A 17,504-nucleotide genomic window follows, 5' to 3' on the forward strand; every position below is an offset into this window, starting at 1 on the left:
AGAATAAAGGTATGCCTGAACAACAAAACATAGAATGGAAACAGTCTTGGAGAGATGAATACTTACAATGGATCTCTGGGTTTTCTAATGCCAATGGAGGTATCTTATATATTGGAAAAGATGATAATGGGAATGTAGTTGGTGTAGATAAGTATAAAAAATTGATGGATGAACTTCCAAATAAAATCAAGGATACTACTGGTATTATTTGTAATGTAAACTTACAGGAAGAAAATAATAAGCATTTCATTGAGATAATTGTAGAGCCATTTTCATCTCCTGTATCTTATAAAGGGAAGTTTTATATGCGTAGTGGCAGTACTAATCAATTGCTAACAGGAACAGCATTGAATAATTTTTTAATTAAAACAGAAGGTAAGGATTGGGATGAAGTTGTTCTTCCAAACATTACTATGGAAGATTTTGATTTAGATACAATAGAATCATTTAAAAAGAATGCAGTAAAATCAGGTCGCCTTCCTTATATAGGTGATTCTACACCAGAAGAAGTATTAAAGAATTTAAATTTAATTGATAAAGAAGGGAACTACAAAAGAGCAAGTATTCTGTTATTTGGTAAAAATACACAAGAATATATTCGAAGTGCTTATGTAAAAGTGGGAAGATTTGGAGAATCAAGTTCTGAACTCCAATCTCAAGAAGTGGTTGAGGGAAATGCTTTTGAAATTGCAGATAAAGTTATAAGAATATTAGATGACAAGTATGTTATTCGTAGTATTAGTTATGATGGTGTGCAAAGAGTTGAAACACCAGAATATCCATTTAAGGCAATTCGAGAAGCACTACTTAATGCGATTATTCATAGAGAGTATGAAAAAACACCTATATTTTTAAGTCTTTTCGATGATAGAATGACCTTGATGAATCAAGGAGAACTTACTGATAAACTTAAAATTGAAGATTTAAAAGTAAAGCATCTATCATACCCACGAAATGAATTAGTAGCGAGTGTATTTTATAAGGCAGGTTTTATTGAAACTTGGGGTCGTGGTACTATAACAATTATAGAGGAATGTGAAAAACATGGGCTACCAGAACCCAAAATAGAGGTTTATGGAGGTGCTTTTTCCATTACTATTTTCAGAGACATTTATAATGATAAATATCTTTCTGAATTGGATATCAATGAAAGGCAGAAAAAAGCAGTACAGTATATAAAAGGAAATAAAGAAATAACAAGTGGCGAGTATCAAAATGAATATGATGTTTCCAAAGCTACAGCTCGAAGAGATATTGATGAATTATTGCAACTCTCTATCATAAAACCAGAAGGTACTGGTAGAGCAACTAAATATGTGATTGATGTTGAAGGCTACAATACGAAACAATAAAATGAACCGAAAGATGAACCGCAAAAACCATTGTTTTTAGCGGTTTTCTTTAAAAATGAACCGAAAGATGAACCGTAAAAAGAATATGAATTATTGTAGGTTTTGGTTGATGTAAATGATAAAAGGGAAAAAGAACATACCAACCGTCTTCCTAAATTTGCAACGTTAGTTGCAAATTTAGGAAGACGGTTGGTAGTAGTCAATTTTTTTAGTAAAAAAAATTAGGTCAATAAACCACAAAGAATTATTTTAGTATTATAATGGAAGTTCATTGAAATAACCTCGAGTAAAAATGTGAGGAATAGGCAAAAAAAGTGTAAAAGCTCTCAAAAAAGATGGGTGGTTACTATCCCTTTGGACTCAAACATAAAGGGTATAATAACGTAATGAACACAGGTGCTGGAAATCCAACAGCGCAAAAATGGAAATACAATGGTGTGGAATACAATGAAAGCCTTGGGCTGAATTTGTATGAAATGGATTTTAGAATGTACGACCCTGCAATTGGTAGATTTAATGGAATAGACCCAGTTGTTCATCACTCACAAGGAACTAGTGTTGCTTTTGATAATAATCCTATTTTTTGGGCCGACCCAAGTGGAGCTGACTCAGAAGCAGATATGGATATGTTTGGAAGAGCTAGACGTGACGAATGGGGTAAATATATTCCGCCAAACGAAAGGGGTGAAAAAAATTATTCTTATGGAAGAGAACAAGCTGAAAATAAACAATCTAATAAAGATTGTTGCAATGGTTTTACTAATGCTTTAGCTACTTTAGAATCCTTTAATCCAACAGGAGGTGGGTCAGTTTTTTCAGTATCATATTCAGAAGAAGAAAATCCAAGCGGTGTAAGTAGTGATAGTTGGCAGCGATATCTTCCAATAAGAGGATCATATCTAGATGCAAAAGATTCATTTGGACGTGGAGATAATTGGACTGGTATTGGTCATACCTTATTAGCCATATCTGACTTGGCTTTAGTGAAATCCGTATTTTCTGGGTTTGGAAAGGCTGTTGTTAAGAAAGGATTAAAAAAAGGAACTAAAAATTATTTTGGGAAAGGTATGTCTCATACATATTCAGCTTCAGTAGCAAGATGGCAAGCATTAGGAGTATATGCTTCAAATGGTACCCAGTTTAAACATCATTGGCTCATAACTCAAGAACTAATGAAAAAATATCCAAGATTACAAGTTTTAGGAAATCAAACTTGGAATCTTAAAATATTTTCAACTCAAGCATCTCATATGAGATGGGCACACGGGCAAAAATATTTAGGTATAAAATATCCGTTAACGAGATTATTATATCCTCTGACATCAACACCTACTTGGTTTAAAACAGGAACAATTTTTGGTGTAAAAAGCAAATTAAGAAATTAAAATTTTATGAATTATCCAATTTTAATATTAAATAAGAACAATAATAATATACATGCTCTAGATAAAATGTTTGGAATAGTATCTGTTGGTGGAGAAAGCTTTTATAAAAACACAATAGTAATTGACTCTAAAGGCAATTTGTTAGAAGTTGAAAAAGTAGAAATTGAAAAAACAGCAAGTTTAAAATATTGCTTAATGTATTTTCAAAAAATGTTAAAATTAAAAATTACTTTTTCAACTAATAATAGAATTTTAAAATTGGATGAATTAAAAAAAATTATTATTGATAAGATTAATAGGAATCCGAAAAAATGGCTTTCTATGGGGACTTCAGAAGAAATAATAAAACACATAAATAAAATCAATAATTTTAATGAGTTAATTTCTATGTTTCGGTAGGTAATGGTACAGATTAGTTGACGAAGGATTCGGTAGTGTAGTAAATTGGAACTTTTATGAAATGTTTAAAAATAAATACTGATAATCAGAAAATTACAAATGAATAAGTCTCTTAATTGATGCTTAATCTCGTTCTTTGAAATATTAAAAATTCGTTAGCGCTTATAAAATATAGGTTTGTATAAGCTTAATGTAGTAAATTGGCGCTTGAAAAAGTAAGTGCTATGAAATGTAAAAAATGTAATTCAAAGAATTATATCAAAAAAGGGCTACGAGATAATAAACAGCGGTTCTATTGTAAAGATTGTAAGAAATATTTTCAGTCAGAATATATTTATCAAGCTTATAAATCAGAAACAAATGATTTTATTAAAAGTTTGCTTGAAGAAAGTTGTGGAGTTAGAAGTATTGGAAGAATATTACATATTTCTTCAAAAACAGTTTTATCAAGGATGCTAAAGATTAGTAAACAGATTAAAATTCCTTACTTTAATAAGTTTGGCTGTAAGTTTGAGATTGATGAGATGTTTATAAAAATAGCCAATGATAAAAAACAAAATTGGTTAATCTATGCAATTGAACAAAAGACTAAACATATTATTGGTTTTGTAATTGGTAGTAGAAATACAGAAAACTTGAAGACAGTAATTGATAAACTACTTCTACTCTATCCAGCAAGAATTTATACAGATGGATTAAATATGTATCCGAGTTTAATTCCAAAAGAAATTCACAAACGCTTTCAATATTGCACAAACAGAATTGAGAGAATGAATTTAAATTTACGAACTCATATTAAACGTCTATCAAGAAAAACAATTTGTTTTACAAGAGGCCAAAAATATTTGGAAGCTCATTTGAAGATTTACTTTTGGGGATGAGAGAAGTATTAGAGATTTGGAATTATATATTTCCATTCGTAGTTTCTATAAATAGAATTCCTAATCCTTCACCAATTCTTTTAAATTTTTATCTTGGTCAATCTCCCAAACATTATATACACCATCTCCATCAAAATCGGTTACAGCAATTGCTTTTGCCTTAAATGAGTTATTGGTAGCTTGAGTAATTTCGTACTCGTAGTTGGCATTCCCTCCTTCTTTTACAGTTTTATTTGCTACAAAATCAATAGCATTAAAATCATTAGAGTATTTAGAATACATAAAAAAATGATTACGTTGTAAACTATATAAATGCACCAAATTATTCTGAGCCTCCAACGCTTTTGTTTTTGCTATAATTGGCATTAAGTTGGGTAATGCAATTAAAATTAAAATTCCAATAATAACTAAAACCACTAATAATTCTTGCATATTAAATGCAGGAATTTTTCTACTAAGAAGTGTTTTTTTTGTTTTCATAGAGCAATAAAAGAATTTCTTCATTTCAAAAGTATTAAAATAATAATAATTTATTACATTTAACCTCGAAAAAGTATGGAATAAAATGAAAAAGAAACTTCTATTAATTGTTGTAATCTCTGTTTTTTTTAATTGCGAAGCTATTTTTGTAGAAAACATCTCTGACGAAAATGTAATTTTGTTAGCACCTACTAATAATGCTTCAGTCGCTTCTGGACTGATTGCATTTGATTGGCAAGAGATAAATGATGCAAATTCTTATCAAATTCAAATAGCAATTCCCAATTTTACTAATGCCAGTCAAATTGTTTTGGACTCTATTTTAACAACTTCTTCTGTAGCTAAAAACTTAGAAGCAGGGAATTATGAGTGGCGTGTTAAAGCAATCAATTCTGAATATTCTACCAATTATACAATAAAAAGTTTTACAGTAAACTAAACACCAAAAATGATTTTGAATATCAAACAGTTGTCTTTATTATTAATTATATTAATATCTACTCAATTTTCATTGGCTCAGGATAGTGAAGCTGTTAGAATTCAAAAAATAGAACAAAAATTAGACAGTTTATCTGTTTTCGTTTCTGGTCTAAATAAAAAGGTTGACTTTAGTGTAAGTGATATTGAGCTTTCTACTTTTATCAGAGCAATTGCAAAAAACCACAAAGTAAATGTGAGTATAGAAGCTAGCTTACAGAAAATACGAGTATCTCATAATTTTTCTGATGCCACAGTAAAAAATGTGTTTTTATATTTGTGTAAAGAACATAACCTAACTATAGATGTTTTAGGGTCAATTTTAAGTATTAAAAAATACAAGACACCTTATATTCCAAGAGATATTGAAGCTGTTTATAACAAAGAAAAAGATTTGTTTTCTGTTAACCTTAAAAATGACACACTTTTTGTTGCATTTAAAAAAATTACAGAGGTAACTGGAAAAAATTTAGTGTTTGCTCCAGATATTGAAAATCAGAAAATTTCTTCCTATATAAAAGAAAAATCTTTTGAAAGTGCCATAGACAAGATAGCTTTTGCAAATAATTTATCAGTAACTAAAACCAAAGACAATTACTATTTATTTGAAAGTGCTACGAGTCCAAACCAAAAAGGAATTACAGATACAAGAAGACAAAAACCTGCAAGATATAGAAATTCAAATTTTTACTTTAAGGTTCAAGATACAATTAAGCAGATTGTTGACGTAGATTTTGAGAACGTAGCTATTGCATCTATTATTAAAGATATTGGTTTTGATTTAAATGTTAATATGTTTACAAGTTCTCCTTTAACGGGTGCAGGAAATACAACTGTAAAAGCAAATGGTATTAGTTATGATAATCTATTAACCAAAATATTAGAAAACACAAAATTTAGTTTTAAAAAAATAAATGATGTTTATTATTTTGGAGATAATAAACAGCCTTCTTTAATTAGTTCAGTTACAATTCCGCTACTACATCGTTCTATAGAGATTATGAATTCTCCAATTCAAAGCAATCGAAATTCGGGATTTAATTCAAACCAAGGCTTTAATACAAATCAAGGTACAAATTCTATAAACGGAACTCAAAATTTTAATAACAATAATAGTCGTTTTAATCAAAATAATAATCAAAATTTTAATAGAAGTACAAATAACCAAAGAAATGCTTTTCAAGACTTTTCAAATCAATCTGATGCAATCTTAGAGTTAATTCCTAAAAGCATAACTGATGGTTTAGAAATTACTACTGATGTAGAACAGAATGCTTTTTTAGTGAATGGCAATGCACAAAAAATAGAAGCTTTTAAAAAATTCTTAAAAACAATTGATAAACCAATACCTGTAATTCTAATTGAAGTAATGATTATTGAAATCTCCAATTCAAATTCTGTATCTACAGGTTTAGACTTGGGTTTGGGAGATAGTCCTACAAGTGATAGTGGAACTATATTTCCGAATACAGAACTAACTTTAGGCGCTAATAGTATTAACAAGATTATTGGTGGTTTTAATGGATTTGGTTCTTTAAATGTAGGGAAAGTTGTACCAAACTTTTATGCAAAAATTCAAGCTTTAGAGACCAATGGAGATTTAAAAATTCGTTCTACTCCAAAGCTGTCTACTTTAAATGGACATCAAGCTACTTTGTCTAGAGGAGAACGTTCTTATTATGCAGTTACAAGAAGAGATGTGATAGGGTCTCAAAACCCACAAACTACAGAAATAAAAAACTACTTTCCTATTGATGCGGATTTATCTATTGGTATTCGACCTTTAGTTTCTGGAGATGGAAACATAACTTTAAATATTAACGTATTACAGTCTGATTTTAATGGAGAAAGAATCGATCCTGAAGCTCCTCCAGGAATTAACTCTAGAGAATTTACTTCAATTATAAGAGTTAAAGATAAAGACGTAATTATTTTAGGAGGTATTGAAGAAACTTCTAAAAATAACTCAGGCTCAGGAGTTCCTTTTTTAGCAAGAATCCCATTAATCAAATATTTATTTAGCAAACGTACAAGAACAGCTTCCAAAAGTAAGCTTTCTGTGTTAATAAAACCAACAATTATAAACTAGTGGTTTCGCAAACATTTACATACGGAAATAAATATGCAGCTATTGAATTTGCAGAAAATTCTACTTTTAATTACCTACAACTCACTAAAAAAAAGAATGAATTTATCATCTCTAAAAGTGCAGTTTTTCAGGATTTAGATAAATTAATTACAGCTTTAGATGGTCAAAAACATTTTTTTCTAATTGTAAACAATGAGCAAGTATTATCAAAAACTGTCTCAGTTGGAGATACAAATCAACAATCAATATTAAGAGCTGCATTCCCTAGTATTACAATTTCGAATTTTTATTTTGAGATTAACTCAACAGAAAGCCAATCTTATGTTGCTATTATTCGAAAAGAAGTTATAGACAATATTCTTATCCATTTCAAAAAACAAGGAATTTCTATAATTGATTTTTCTTTAGGGAATTTAGCAATTAAAAATCTATCTTTTTTAGTTGAAACAAAAACTTTAGCTTCTTCTAATGCACGAATAGAAATTCGTAAAAATGAGGTTACAGCAATAAAAAAAACAACTATTTCAAAAGAATCGTATTCTATAAATAATTTAGAAATAACAAATAATGATGTTTTAACTTTATCTGGAATTATTGGTTATTACTCAAAAACACCTTCTAGTAATATTCAAAAGGAATTAAAAGATAATTATTTTCAAAAACGTTTTTTTGATCTCGGATTAAAAACAGGGTTAGGCTTTTTATTGGTAATCTTACTGGTAAATTTTCTTTTTTTTAGTAATTACAGAACTAAAGTAGAACAACTTACTGGAGAACTTTTGTTGAGTGAAACTTATAAAAATCAGTTGATGACTTTACAACAAGAGGTCAATCAAAAAAAACGATTGGTAAAAAGTGTAAATTCTGCGTCCAATTCCAAACTCTCAAAATATATAGATGAACTTGGCTTTTCTGTACCAAATACAATATTATTAGCTCAAATTAATTACCAACCAATTCAAGGTGTCATTAGAGCTGATAAAAAGCTCATTTTTAATACTAATAAAATTGAAGTGGAAGGAACTTCTAAAGACAATGAAAACTTTTCAAACTGGATTTCTTTGTTAGAAAAAAAAGATTGGGTAGACCAAATATCTATCCTTAATTATGGAAAAGGACAAAAAACAAGTACAATGGCTAACTTTAAATTTATAATTACTTTACATGAGTAATCAGCAAAAAAATATCGTATTAATTATAGGTTTTTTTCTGTTACTTATTATTTCTTATGTTTTTTCAATTCAAAAAACAATAGATTTAAAGTACCAATTATCAAAATTGCAACAAGAAAAAGAAATACTTGCAAATGCTAATGAACGAATATTTAGTTTGCAACAAGAAAACAAACATTTAGACGCTATTTTAAATAAGAAAAATTTATCGATTGAAAATTCTTTTCAACAAACAATTTTAAATAGCTTAAATCGATTTTCTAAACAAGCATCATTTGATATTATTTCTTTTGAAAAACCACATACATTTTCTCAAAACAATACAAGTTTAAACACCTACTCTTTTTCAATTCGAGGAAATTTCTCTACACTTTTAAAATTGGTAAACTCTCTTGAAAACCAACGACTTGGAAAAATAATCTCTCTTCATTTTGAGAAGAAAAAAAATTATAGAAAAAACAAACAAGAACTAATTGTCCATTTTTATCTTCAAGAACTTTCGCAAGCACAGCAGAAAGTTTTTGCAAAATAGATATAAATTTTAATATAATGAAAATTATTATAGAACTCTTATTTTTTATTAGCTTAGTACTTCTTTTTTATCAAGACAATAAAGAAAGAAAAGTAGCTGTATGGGTTTTAGTTTTAGGAATGTTATTTGGTGGAACGCTTCACTATTTGAATCAAAATACACCTGTATTTTTATCTAATATTGCCATAAACATAGTTTCTATAATTATTATTTTAGGAATTCTTTGGAGTTATGCAAAGCTTAAAATGAAAAAAAAACTATTTGAAGTTTTTGGTTTAGGAGATTTGCTTTTTTTTATTCTTTTAGGAGTAAGCTTACCAACATTATCATTTTTAGTCGTGTTTGTGTTTTCATTAATTTTTTCTTTAGTTATCTTTATCATCCTAAGAAATCGTTTTAAAAATGAAACAGTTCCTTTAGCTGGGCTTCAGAGTTTATTTTTAGCACTCAGTTTAATTGCAAATAAGTTATTTACTTCAGTTCAATTATTTACAACATAATGGAAGAAAAAGCATTTTATATAGCTACAGAATTAACACAGTTGATATCCAGTGAACAGGCATATCAATACAGAATTATTCCATGTAAAGAAGTAGGTAAGCAATGGTTTTTTAAAACGGATAACGAAGATATTTTAGCTTTAAAACAAGAACTTTCTATTGTTTTTGGTAAAGATATTGTTTTAGAAAAAGAGACCACTAAAACCATTCAGAAATTTTTAGAAACCAATTATCGGAAAAGACCAACATCAAAAAACAAAAAATCTTTAAATTACTCAGAAGATTTTCTGTTGAACATTATTTATGAAGCCAAAGAAATTGGTAGTAGTGATATTCATTTTGAAATTTTTGAAAAACATGCCAGAGTTCGTTTACGTATTGATGGCAAATTAATAGAACATTATGTAATTGTACTCGAGGAATATCCAAAAATAATCAACCGAATTAAGATTATGGCAAGTCTGGATATTTCTGAAAAGCGATTGCCTCAAGATGGAAGAATAAACTTAACTACAGAAGAAGAAGATTTTGACATTCGTGTTTCTTCGCTCCCAACTTTACATGGTGAGAAACTGGTATTGCGTATTTTATCTAAAAATAATATTCATGTTTCTTTAGAAAACCTAGGGTTTACAGAACAAGAACTAAAAACCTATACAACTGCTGTACAGAAACCCAATGGAATTGTTTTGATTTCTGGGCCTACAGGTTCTGGAAAAACAACCACCTTATATGCAACTTTAAAACTATTAAACTCGAATGATGCAAATATTTTAACCATAGAAGACCCAATTGAATATACTTTAGAGGGAGTCAATCAAGTGCAATTAAAACAAAATATTGGTCTTGATTTTGCAAGTACATTGCGTACTTTTTTAAGGCAAGACCCAGATATTATAATGGTTGGAGAAATAAGAGATGTAGATACTGCAAACATGGCAATTAGAGCCTCTTTAACAGGACATTTGGTACTCTCAACCATTCATACCAATTCTGCTTGGGCAACTGTGTCTAGGTTGATAGACATGGGAATTCCTTCATTTTTAATTGCCAGTACTTTAAATGTTAGTGTAGCACAGCGATTGGTAAGAAAATTATGTGAAAATTGTAAGAGACCTCAAACATCTGTAGGAATTTATGCAGATCTTTTAAAGGAATTCAAAGAAATTAATACACATTATGAGGCTGTAGGTTGTCCTACTTGCTACCAAACAGGATACCAAGGAAGAAAAGCTGTTTATGAAATTATTCCTATTACAGAAGAGTTGGTCAATAACATTAAAGATAAAAAACTAGAAATTAACCAATATTTAAAAGAAAATCAAATTGCTACCTTAAAAACAAATATGTTGCAATTGGTAAAACAAGGTATAACTTCTATTGAAGAAGTATACCCATTTTTAATTTAACTGAACTCAGTCATTTTTTTTGTAACTTTTGGTTAATTAAATTTTAATAGTTAAAGCATTGAAGAAACAACACAAAACATATCTATTACTACTTACTGTACTTATCGTTTGGGGAATTATTGGCTTTCGAATTTACAGCAGATTACATCCTCTTACTCCAAAGTTTGAGACCTCAAAGATGAGCACAAATTTTGTGAAAGAAAATGATATTCAAATCAACCCCTATCAATTAATAGCAGATTATCGAGATCCTTTTTTAGGGAAGTTTCCTCAAAAGAAAAAAATTGTTAGAAAAAAAAGAGTAGAGAAACCTAAAACAACAGTACCTTTTCCTAACGTTAGATACAATGGTATTATTGAAGGAGCATCAAAATCTTATATACTTACTGTTAATAACCAACAAGAGATTTTAAAAATTGGACAAGAAATTAGAGGAGTTAAATTAATGAGTGCAAATACCAAAGAGGCTATCGTTCGTTTTCAAGGAACTAAAAAAACAATCTCTTTACAATAATGCAACTTAGTCAAAAAATAAAAGCAGGTGCATTGCAATATGTTTTGGTAATATCTGTCATCATAGCTCTCATCATTTTTGCTTTTATTTCTCTAATTTATTTGCAGCAAAAAATGACTATTAAACATCGTTTTGCAAAAGAAAGTATAGCAAATACGTTAACAGGTTTCGATTATTTAAAAAACAACACTATTCCTTATAACGAAAAAACAAATCTTACATTATCTAAAAACGAGTTGGCTACAATAACCTTAGAAAAAAAGCATTGGGGTATTTTTGATCTTGTAATTGCCGAATCAAAAATTAAAAACGAGTTTTTTCAAAAAATAGGATTGATGGGAACTCAAAATACAAAAAGAGAAGCTTTGTATGTAAAAGATAACAATCAATCCTTAGTTTTGGTTGGGAATACAAAAATTATTGGAAATGCTGCTCTGCCAAAGCAAGGGGTTAAAGGCGGAAATATTTCAGGGATTTCTTATTATGGAAATCAACTCATTTATGGAAATCAAAAAAGAAGTACTTCAAAATTACCTCAAATTAAAAATTTAGAGTACGTAAAGAACTTACCTATAAATTATCGAGAAAATTCTCTTCAAAATTTCGAATTAGAAGATGGACTAACATTAAAAAACTCTTTTACAAAAAAGACTTTGGTTTACGAGGCTATAAATACAATTGAATTAACTAATGTTTCCTTGTCTGGAAACATGTTAATTGTTTCTAAAACTGCCATCAAAGTAAATGCTTCTGCAACATTAGAAGATGTAATTTTAATTGCGCCAAAGATTTTTATAGAAAAAAATGTTATAGGAAATTTCCAAGCAATTGCCACAAAACATATTAATGTAAAATCAAATTGTACATTAAAATATCCTACAGCATTAATTTTATTTGAAAAAGCAGATGTGGAATCCAATGAAAATCAGCCTAGACAACCAAAACTTAATATACCTAAAATTACAATAGATAAAAATGCTTTAGTAAAAGGAATTCTCTTATTTGAATCAGAAAAAAAAGCAACAAATTACAATGCACAAATTACAATTGAAGAAAATGCCAATGTAACAGGTGAAGTTTTTTGCGCTAAAAATCTAGAATTATTAGGAAGCGTTATTGGAAGTGTTTTTACCAATAATTTTATAGTTAAAAAATCTGGTGGTATTTATATCAATCATATTTACAATGGTGTTATAAACAATAAAGAACTGCCTAAACAATATGTAGGTTTGCAAATCAATCAAACATCTAATTCAGTTGCCAAATGGTTAAATTAAAGATGTTTTTCAGTAAAAAACTTAAAGCTTCCTCATTAACGGAAGTAATTGTTGCCACAAGTATTTTATTATTAATATTTGCGATTGCCCTAGTTACGTTAAACAATATTATGGTGAGTTCTTTAAAAAAAGATACCCATAAAATGGAAGTTGTTTTAGATAAACTTATGTATCAATATAAAAACAATCAGTTAAAAATACCGATTTCTTATCAAGAGGATAATTTTACAATCTCTATTCAACAATTAAATCAGGATGCTATTTCTTTTATAGAATTTTCGATAGACGATAACACTTCCTCAAAAAAAATCATCAAAAAACTAATTTTCTATGAGCAAGAATAAATTAAATGCATTTACGCTTTCGGAGATGTTAGTCGTTTTAGTGGTTTCCAGTATTTTAATTGCAATGGGATTTTGGGTGTTGAATAGCGTTCGAAAACAAGTTTATAGTATTCAAAAAAATTATCAAAAAAAACAAGAAGTTCATTATTTTGAAACAACTTTTCTCAAAGACATTAACACCAACCAAGTTTTTTATAATCAAAAATTAAATGTATTGACTTTAAAAAAATCTACCGATAGCATTCAATATACATTTTTGGAGAATTTTGTAATTAGAGAAAAAGACACTTTTCAAATAGAAATTGTAAATAAAAAGTTATTTTTGGATGGAAAAGAAGTTCAAAACAAAGAGGTAGATGCTATTGAAATCAACTTATCTAAAAACTTCTCGAGTAAACAATTGTTTCTTCAAAAAACGAAAGATGCAACTCATTATTTAAATAATTTATAAATTAAAAGTGGCTTTCGATTTAAATAAAATACCTAATTCTAAAAAACCTAAAAGTTCTTTTGATATTGATTCGATATTAAAAAAAGAAATTAGTTTTGGAAGTTCTTTTTCTAATAAAAAAAAAGAAACTTTTTATACAGAATTAAACGTTTTATTGAATGCTGGGTTAACCTTAAAAGATAGTTTATCCTTAATTTCTGAAGAACAAAAAAAAGATGGTGATAAAAAACTTTTTAAAACTATTATTCAAGATTTAGTAAATGGTAAAAATCTTTCTGAAGCCATTGTATCTCAAAAACAATTTTCTGAATATGAATACCATTCTTTACGAATAGGAGAACAAACAGGAACATTGGAAAGAGTTACCAAAGAATTAGGAGTTTTCTACAAAAGAAAAAATGAACAAAGAAGAATCATAATTAGCGCACTTTCATATCCTATTGTGGTTTTGTGTACAGCTTTTTTAGCGATTTTGTTTATGTTGCAATTTGTAGTTCCCATGTTTGCAGATATTTTTAAGCAGAACAAAGTCGAGTTGCCTTGGATTACTAAAAAAATTATGTCATTGTCAACTTCTTTCCAAGAATATTGGATGTTGTTTTTCATTTTACTTCTTGGAATTCTGATTCTAAATCAAATCATTAAAAAGAAAATTTGGTATCAAAAGTATAGTGCATTATTGCTGCTAAAACTACCTTTAATTGGAGAGTTTATTCGAAAAGTGAAAATTGCACAATTTACCCAAGCCATTACCTTACTGACAGGAGCTAAAGTGCCATTGTTAAATGGAATCCAATTAACAAAAAAAATGATTGGTTATTATCCCTTAGAAATTGCTTTAGAAAAAGTAGAGAGTGATATTTTACAAGGAAAAAGCTTACATCAAAGTATGAGCAACCATAAAATCTTTGATAAAAAAATGGTTTCTTTAATAAAAGTTGCTGACGAAACCAGCCAGAATGAAACTATTTTTAAAAGATTAACAGAACAGTACAATCAAGAAATAGAACACAAATCAAAAATGATTTCTGCCACTATAGAGCCTTTTATTATATTAATTTTGGGTGTGATTGTAGCCACTATCTTAATAGCTATGTATTTACCAATGTTTAAATTGAGTACTGTGATTTCATAACTTCATTTATAGAAATTACTCTACTTGATTATGTGCAAATCAATTAACTTATTGTGTGAAAAGTAGGATATTCATAAACAGATATCCTTTTTTTATTTCTAAAGTTTAACGAAAATTCGTTTTGTTCGTTAAAAAGATTTTAGGTTATGACTACATTACTCTAAATTTTTAGAGTACAACCAAGAGCAATTTTATAATCATTAAATTGTTGGTTTACGAGGATTCACTCTACTATCGAACAAAATGCATTTAATTATCAAAGAGTTAATTAATTTTGATAAAAAATAATTAACTAATATTCAGTAGTTTATATAAGAAAATTTTATCATAACTTTTTTTTAACATTAAATTAATATTTGTTAAAATTTTAAAATATAATTTTAAACCAGAAAAAGGAAAGAATTGCTAACCAACAAACTACCTGAATAAATATTTTCAAATTAATATTATTTCAAATAATTTTAATTTTCTTATTAGTCATTCTCCTCTTATTTTTCGAAATACATTTATTAATAAAAAATAATCTATGAAAAAGGCTTTTCTTAGTTTACTTATTACATGTTTTTTGTGTATAGGTAAAACTGCAAAATCACAAGAATTACCAAAAATTATTCCTCCCTCACCAAATGCAGCTGCATTCCACGTTTCTGGAAATACCCAAGTAAACAATTATACAGGTGCTGCTAATATATCAATACCCATATTTACTATTCAAGAAGGAGATATAAGTTTGCCAATTTATTTGAAATATACAGGTGGTAATGGAATTAAAGTAGAAGAAATTGCAAGTTGGGTGGGTCTAGGTTGGACTCTAAATACAGGAGGCGCTATTTCTAGAACAATTAGAAGTATCGCTGATGAAGATACACATTATGGCCATTTTACTCTAAATAATATTCCTGTTCCAAATTATTCCAATATAGCTTTTTACACTGATATGGGAAATAATAAAGAAGATGGTGAGCCAGATAAATTCTTTTATAACTATCCTGGTGGCTCTGGAAGTTTCTTTTATGATTATAATAAAAATTTATACTTAAAAGAAAGAAAAAATATTGATATTACACATACTGTTGGTGTAGATGCAGAATCAATCCAGCCTGCTAATTGTAGGTCTTATAATACAGTTATCAAGGATTTCAAAATTAAAGATGAATATGGGAATAATTATTTTTTTAAAGACAAAGAGAGATCTAATACAAGGGTCTTGGGAGGAAGTTATGCTGATAATAATAGTTATCCTTCTTCTTGGTTTTTAAATAAAATAGAAAATAGAACAAAAACAAGGGAAATAAACCTAAATTATGATTTCTATCTTTATGATTTAATAAGTCGTCGAGGAACTATTCCAATAAATGGAACTTCTCCAACTACTGATATTGAATCTGAGACTTATATGCAATCAACTTATACTGCCAAAAGACTAAGTAATATTACTTTTAGTCAAGGAAGTGTCGAATTTGTATGTTCTTTAAACAATAGAAAAGATTTTGCAGGAAATAAATATTTAGATAAAATTAATATTCTAAATAATAACGGGGACATTATAAAATCTTTTAACTTTAATTATAAATACCTAACTCCAAATGGACTGGTTGATTTAAGTACAAACCTTACTGGAGATAAAGAACAATATCGGTTAATATTAACTTCTGTAGAAGAATGTGATAGCTCAGGAAATTGCAAACCAGAAACAAAATTTACATATGATACCGACTATATGCTTCCAAGAAGAGACTCTAAAGCTCAAGATCATTGGGGTTACTATAATGGAAAAAACTCCAATACAGAATACATTTCAAGACAATATATCACCTCAAAATTTGTTAATGAAGATTGGAAAACGATTGTTAAAGGAACTTCAGATAAAAATCCAAATTTTAATTATGGGAAATCAGGCGTTTTAACTGCTATTGAATATCCTACAGGAGGAAAAACAGAATTTGAGTATGAGGCACATACTGCCAAAACATCTAAAGTATCTGGAGTCATTTCTGCTAAACAAACTACGATGAGCTGGAATGGCTTCAATAATAGAATTCCCTTAAACATCAATGTTCATTCAGAACCTTATACCTATAGTAGGGTTAGGATAGGGGGAGTCACATCTAACCCTGTTAATTGTGATGTTGTTATTAATATTAGACAAATTAATTCAAGTGAGACTCATCAACTTACAATGACCAGTAGTGGAGGTGCCGGTAATTATTCAACTTCCCCTCAAGAGCTATTTTTAAAATCAGGTTCTTATGAAGCTTGGTTTACTTATGTGGGTAATTGTACTCAATATGATGCAGCAATTATTACTATTCTAAGTGATGAAGAAAACACCAATTTAAACAAAACATTAGGGGGGGTAAGAATAAAAAATATCTACGATTACGACAATAATAAGTTAACAAATAAAAAAAACTACAAGTATCTAGACGATTTTGGGTACAGTTCAGGAAGAGTCGCTTACGGACCTAAATATTATGGATTAACTTATGATTTATCCAATAATTCTTCAGTATTAATAGGTTATGTGAGATATGTAAATTCTGTAAATCCATTAGTTGCAACACAAGGAAGTAATGTTGGCTACGGAAAAGTAACCGTATCCTCTTTAAATGAAAAAACAGGGAAAACAGAATACTATTATTCAACAACAGAAGATTATAAAGACGGAAATAATGCGATTAACCCATTTAATGGATTACCTCAAAGTGAAACTATAGAAGGTATTAAATTATACCCATTCCCAAAAGTAGAACCTAGTAGTAATGATTATTTAAGGGGTTCATTAATTAAACAGATTTCTTACAAGAAAAATGGAAATACTTTCAGTAAAGTTTCAGAAACTATAAATAACTATACTTTTATGGCTTATTTTCCTGACGTTTCACTTTTACCATATCAAGGGGGTAATATTATTAATTCTAATTATTCAAAAATATATAGAGCTGTAAAAGCAGTAAATATTTTTGATTATAGCAATAATGGAAATGGAGGAAGTACACCAACAATTTATCTTTCTTTTTATGATGTCTTTAATGGTTACAACCTTTTAAAAGAAACTATAACGAATTCCTATAATGATTCTGGTATACTAACAAATACTAAAACCA

The 17,504-nt window shown here is 28.5% G+C and carries 17 protein-coding genes; 16 read left to right on the forward strand and 1 reads right to left on the reverse strand.

The annotated features are described in order from the left end of the window. Positions 1-11 precede the first annotated feature (11 nt). From ACY2RW_RS15115 to ACY2RW_RS15130, 4 genes are all read left to right on the forward strand, one after another. The gene (locus ACY2RW_RS15115) at positions 12-1,352 is read left to right on the forward strand and encodes an ATP-binding protein (protein WP_490123577.1); all 1,341 of its coding nucleotides are present in this window, start codon (positions 12-14) and stop codon (positions 1,350-1,352) included. Positions 1,353-1,687: 335 nt separating this feature from the next. Continuing rightward, complete coding sequence (locus ACY2RW_RS15120; protein ID WP_490123578.1) at positions 1,688-2,737, forward strand: RHS repeat-associated core domain-containing protein; 1,050 nt, start codon at positions 1,688-1,690, stop codon at positions 2,735-2,737. 6 nt (positions 2,738-2,743) lie between these two features. Then, positions 2,744-3,136, forward strand: coding sequence for a hypothetical protein (locus ACY2RW_RS15125; RefSeq protein WP_490123579.1), 393 nt, complete (start codon positions 2,744-2,746; stop codon positions 3,134-3,136). A gap of 224 nt (positions 3,137-3,360) precedes the next feature. Then, positions 3,361-4,017 (forward strand): IS1 family transposase, encoded by a 657-nt coding sequence (locus tag ACY2RW_RS15130; RefSeq protein ID WP_490123593.1) that lies wholly within the window; start codon positions 3,361-3,363, stop codon positions 4,015-4,017. A 60-nt stretch (positions 4,018-4,077) separates the two neighbouring features. Here ACY2RW_RS15130 and ACY2RW_RS15135 read toward each other — a convergent pair whose 3' ends face one another. Beyond that, positions 4,078-4,497, reverse strand: a complete 420-nt coding sequence (locus tag ACY2RW_RS15135) for a prepilin-type N-terminal cleavage/methylation domain-containing protein (RefSeq protein ID WP_490123580.1) — start codon at positions 4,495-4,497, stop codon at positions 4,078-4,080. A gap of 85 nt (positions 4,498-4,582) precedes the next feature. Here ACY2RW_RS15135 and ACY2RW_RS15140 point away from each other — a divergent pair, with 85 nt between their 5' ends. The 12 genes from ACY2RW_RS15140 to ACY2RW_RS15195 form a co-directional block, all read left to right on the forward strand. Further along, positions 4,583-4,936: a fibronectin type III domain-containing protein gene (locus ACY2RW_RS15140; RefSeq protein WP_490123581.1), complete on the forward strand. Its 354-nt coding sequence runs from the start codon at positions 4,583-4,585 to the stop codon at positions 4,934-4,936. Positions 4,937-4,945: 9 nt separating this feature from the next. Beyond that, positions 4,946-7,063 (forward strand): type II secretion system protein GspD, encoded by a 2,118-nt coding sequence (locus ACY2RW_RS15145; RefSeq protein WP_490123582.1) that lies wholly within the window; start codon positions 4,946-4,948, stop codon positions 7,061-7,063. Next, positions 7,063-8,235, forward strand: a complete 1,173-nt coding sequence (locus ACY2RW_RS15150) for a hypothetical protein (RefSeq protein ID WP_490123583.1) — start codon at positions 7,063-7,065, stop codon at positions 8,233-8,235. Before ACY2RW_RS15145 ends, ACY2RW_RS15150 begins: the two co-directional genes overlap by 1 nt. After that, positions 8,228-8,767 carry a hypothetical protein gene (locus ACY2RW_RS15155; RefSeq protein ID WP_490123584.1) on the forward strand — a complete coding sequence of 180 codons (540 nt, stop codon included), beginning with the start codon at positions 8,228-8,230 and terminating at the stop codon, positions 8,765-8,767. Before ACY2RW_RS15150 ends, ACY2RW_RS15155 begins: the two co-directional genes overlap by 8 nt. A 17-nt stretch (positions 8,768-8,784) precedes the next feature. Further along, positions 8,785-9,267 (forward strand): prepilin peptidase, encoded by a 483-nt coding sequence (locus ACY2RW_RS15160; protein WP_490123585.1) that lies wholly within the window; start codon positions 8,785-8,787, stop codon positions 9,265-9,267. Beyond that, on the forward strand, positions 9,267-10,676 hold the full coding sequence (locus ACY2RW_RS15165; protein ID WP_490123586.1) for a GspE/PulE family protein: 1,410 nt from the start codon (positions 9,267-9,269) through the stop codon (positions 10,674-10,676). Before ACY2RW_RS15160 ends, ACY2RW_RS15165 begins: the two co-directional genes overlap by 1 nt. 58 nt (positions 10,677-10,734) lie before the next feature. Then, positions 10,735-11,190, forward strand: coding sequence for a hypothetical protein (locus ACY2RW_RS15170; RefSeq protein WP_490123587.1), 456 nt, complete (start codon positions 10,735-10,737; stop codon positions 11,188-11,190). Next, positions 11,190-12,467 (forward strand): hypothetical protein, encoded by a 1,278-nt coding sequence (locus tag ACY2RW_RS15175; protein ID WP_490123588.1) that lies wholly within the window; start codon positions 11,190-11,192, stop codon positions 12,465-12,467. The genes ACY2RW_RS15170 and ACY2RW_RS15175 overlap by 1 nt, the downstream gene beginning before the upstream one ends. Next, positions 12,455-12,811: a hypothetical protein gene (locus ACY2RW_RS15180; protein WP_490123589.1), complete on the forward strand. Its 357-nt coding sequence runs from the start codon at positions 12,455-12,457 to the stop codon at positions 12,809-12,811. The genes ACY2RW_RS15175 and ACY2RW_RS15180 overlap by 13 nt, the downstream gene beginning before the upstream one ends. Then, positions 12,798-13,262, forward strand: coding sequence for a PulJ/GspJ family protein (locus tag ACY2RW_RS15185; protein WP_490123590.1), 465 nt, complete (start codon positions 12,798-12,800; stop codon positions 13,260-13,262). The genes ACY2RW_RS15180 and ACY2RW_RS15185 overlap by 14 nt, the downstream gene beginning before the upstream one ends. A gap of 7 nt (positions 13,263-13,269) precedes the next feature. Then, positions 13,270-14,397 (forward strand): type II secretion system F family protein, encoded by a 1,128-nt coding sequence (locus ACY2RW_RS15190; RefSeq protein ID WP_490123591.1) that lies wholly within the window; start codon positions 13,270-13,272, stop codon positions 14,395-14,397. A gap of 526 nt (positions 14,398-14,923) precedes the next feature. Then, on the forward strand, positions 14,924-17,504 hold a 2,581-nt coding region (locus tag ACY2RW_RS15195; RefSeq protein WP_490123592.1), incomplete at its 3' end, for a hypothetical protein.

It is taken from the genome of Polaribacter sp. 2305UL8-11 (assembly GCF_058147165.1).

Bases quoted from the DNA above. Each gene is read 5' to 3' on its own strand.
- ACY2RW_RS15115 (WP_490123577.1), top strand. From the start codon at position 12: ATGCCTGAACAACAAAACATAGAATGGAAACAGTCTTGGAGAGATGAA.
- ACY2RW_RS15120 (WP_490123578.1), top strand. From the start codon at position 1,688: ATGGGTGGTTACTATCCCTTTGGACTCAAACATAAAGGGTATAATAAC.
- ACY2RW_RS15125 (WP_490123579.1), top strand. From the start codon at position 2,744: ATGAATTATCCAATTTTAATATTAAATAAGAACAATAATAATATACAT.
- ACY2RW_RS15130 (WP_490123593.1), top strand. From the start codon at position 3,361: ATGAAATGTAAAAAATGTAATTCAAAGAATTATATCAAAAAAGGGCTA.
- ACY2RW_RS15135 (WP_490123580.1), bottom strand. From the start codon at position 4,497: ATGAAAACAAAAAAAACACTTCTTAGTAGAAAAATTCCTGCATTTAAT.
- ACY2RW_RS15140 (WP_490123581.1), top strand. From the start codon at position 4,583: ATGAAAAAGAAACTTCTATTAATTGTTGTAATCTCTGTTTTTTTTAAT.
- ACY2RW_RS15145 (WP_490123582.1), top strand. From the start codon at position 4,946: ATGATTTTGAATATCAAACAGTTGTCTTTATTATTAATTATATTAATA.
- ACY2RW_RS15155 (WP_490123584.1), top strand. From the start codon at position 8,228: ATGAGTAATCAGCAAAAAAATATCGTATTAATTATAGGTTTTTTTCTG.
- ACY2RW_RS15160 (WP_490123585.1), top strand. From the start codon at position 8,785: ATGAAAATTATTATAGAACTCTTATTTTTTATTAGCTTAGTACTTCTT.
- ACY2RW_RS15165 (WP_490123586.1), top strand. From the start codon at position 9,267: ATGGAAGAAAAAGCATTTTATATAGCTACAGAATTAACACAGTTGATA.
- ACY2RW_RS15175 (WP_490123588.1), top strand. From the start codon at position 11,190: ATGCAACTTAGTCAAAAAATAAAAGCAGGTGCATTGCAATATGTTTTG.
- ACY2RW_RS15180 (WP_490123589.1), top strand. From the start codon at position 12,455: ATGGTTAAATTAAAGATGTTTTTCAGTAAAAAACTTAAAGCTTCCTCA.
- ACY2RW_RS15185 (WP_490123590.1), top strand. From the start codon at position 12,798: ATGAGCAAGAATAAATTAAATGCATTTACGCTTTCGGAGATGTTAGTC.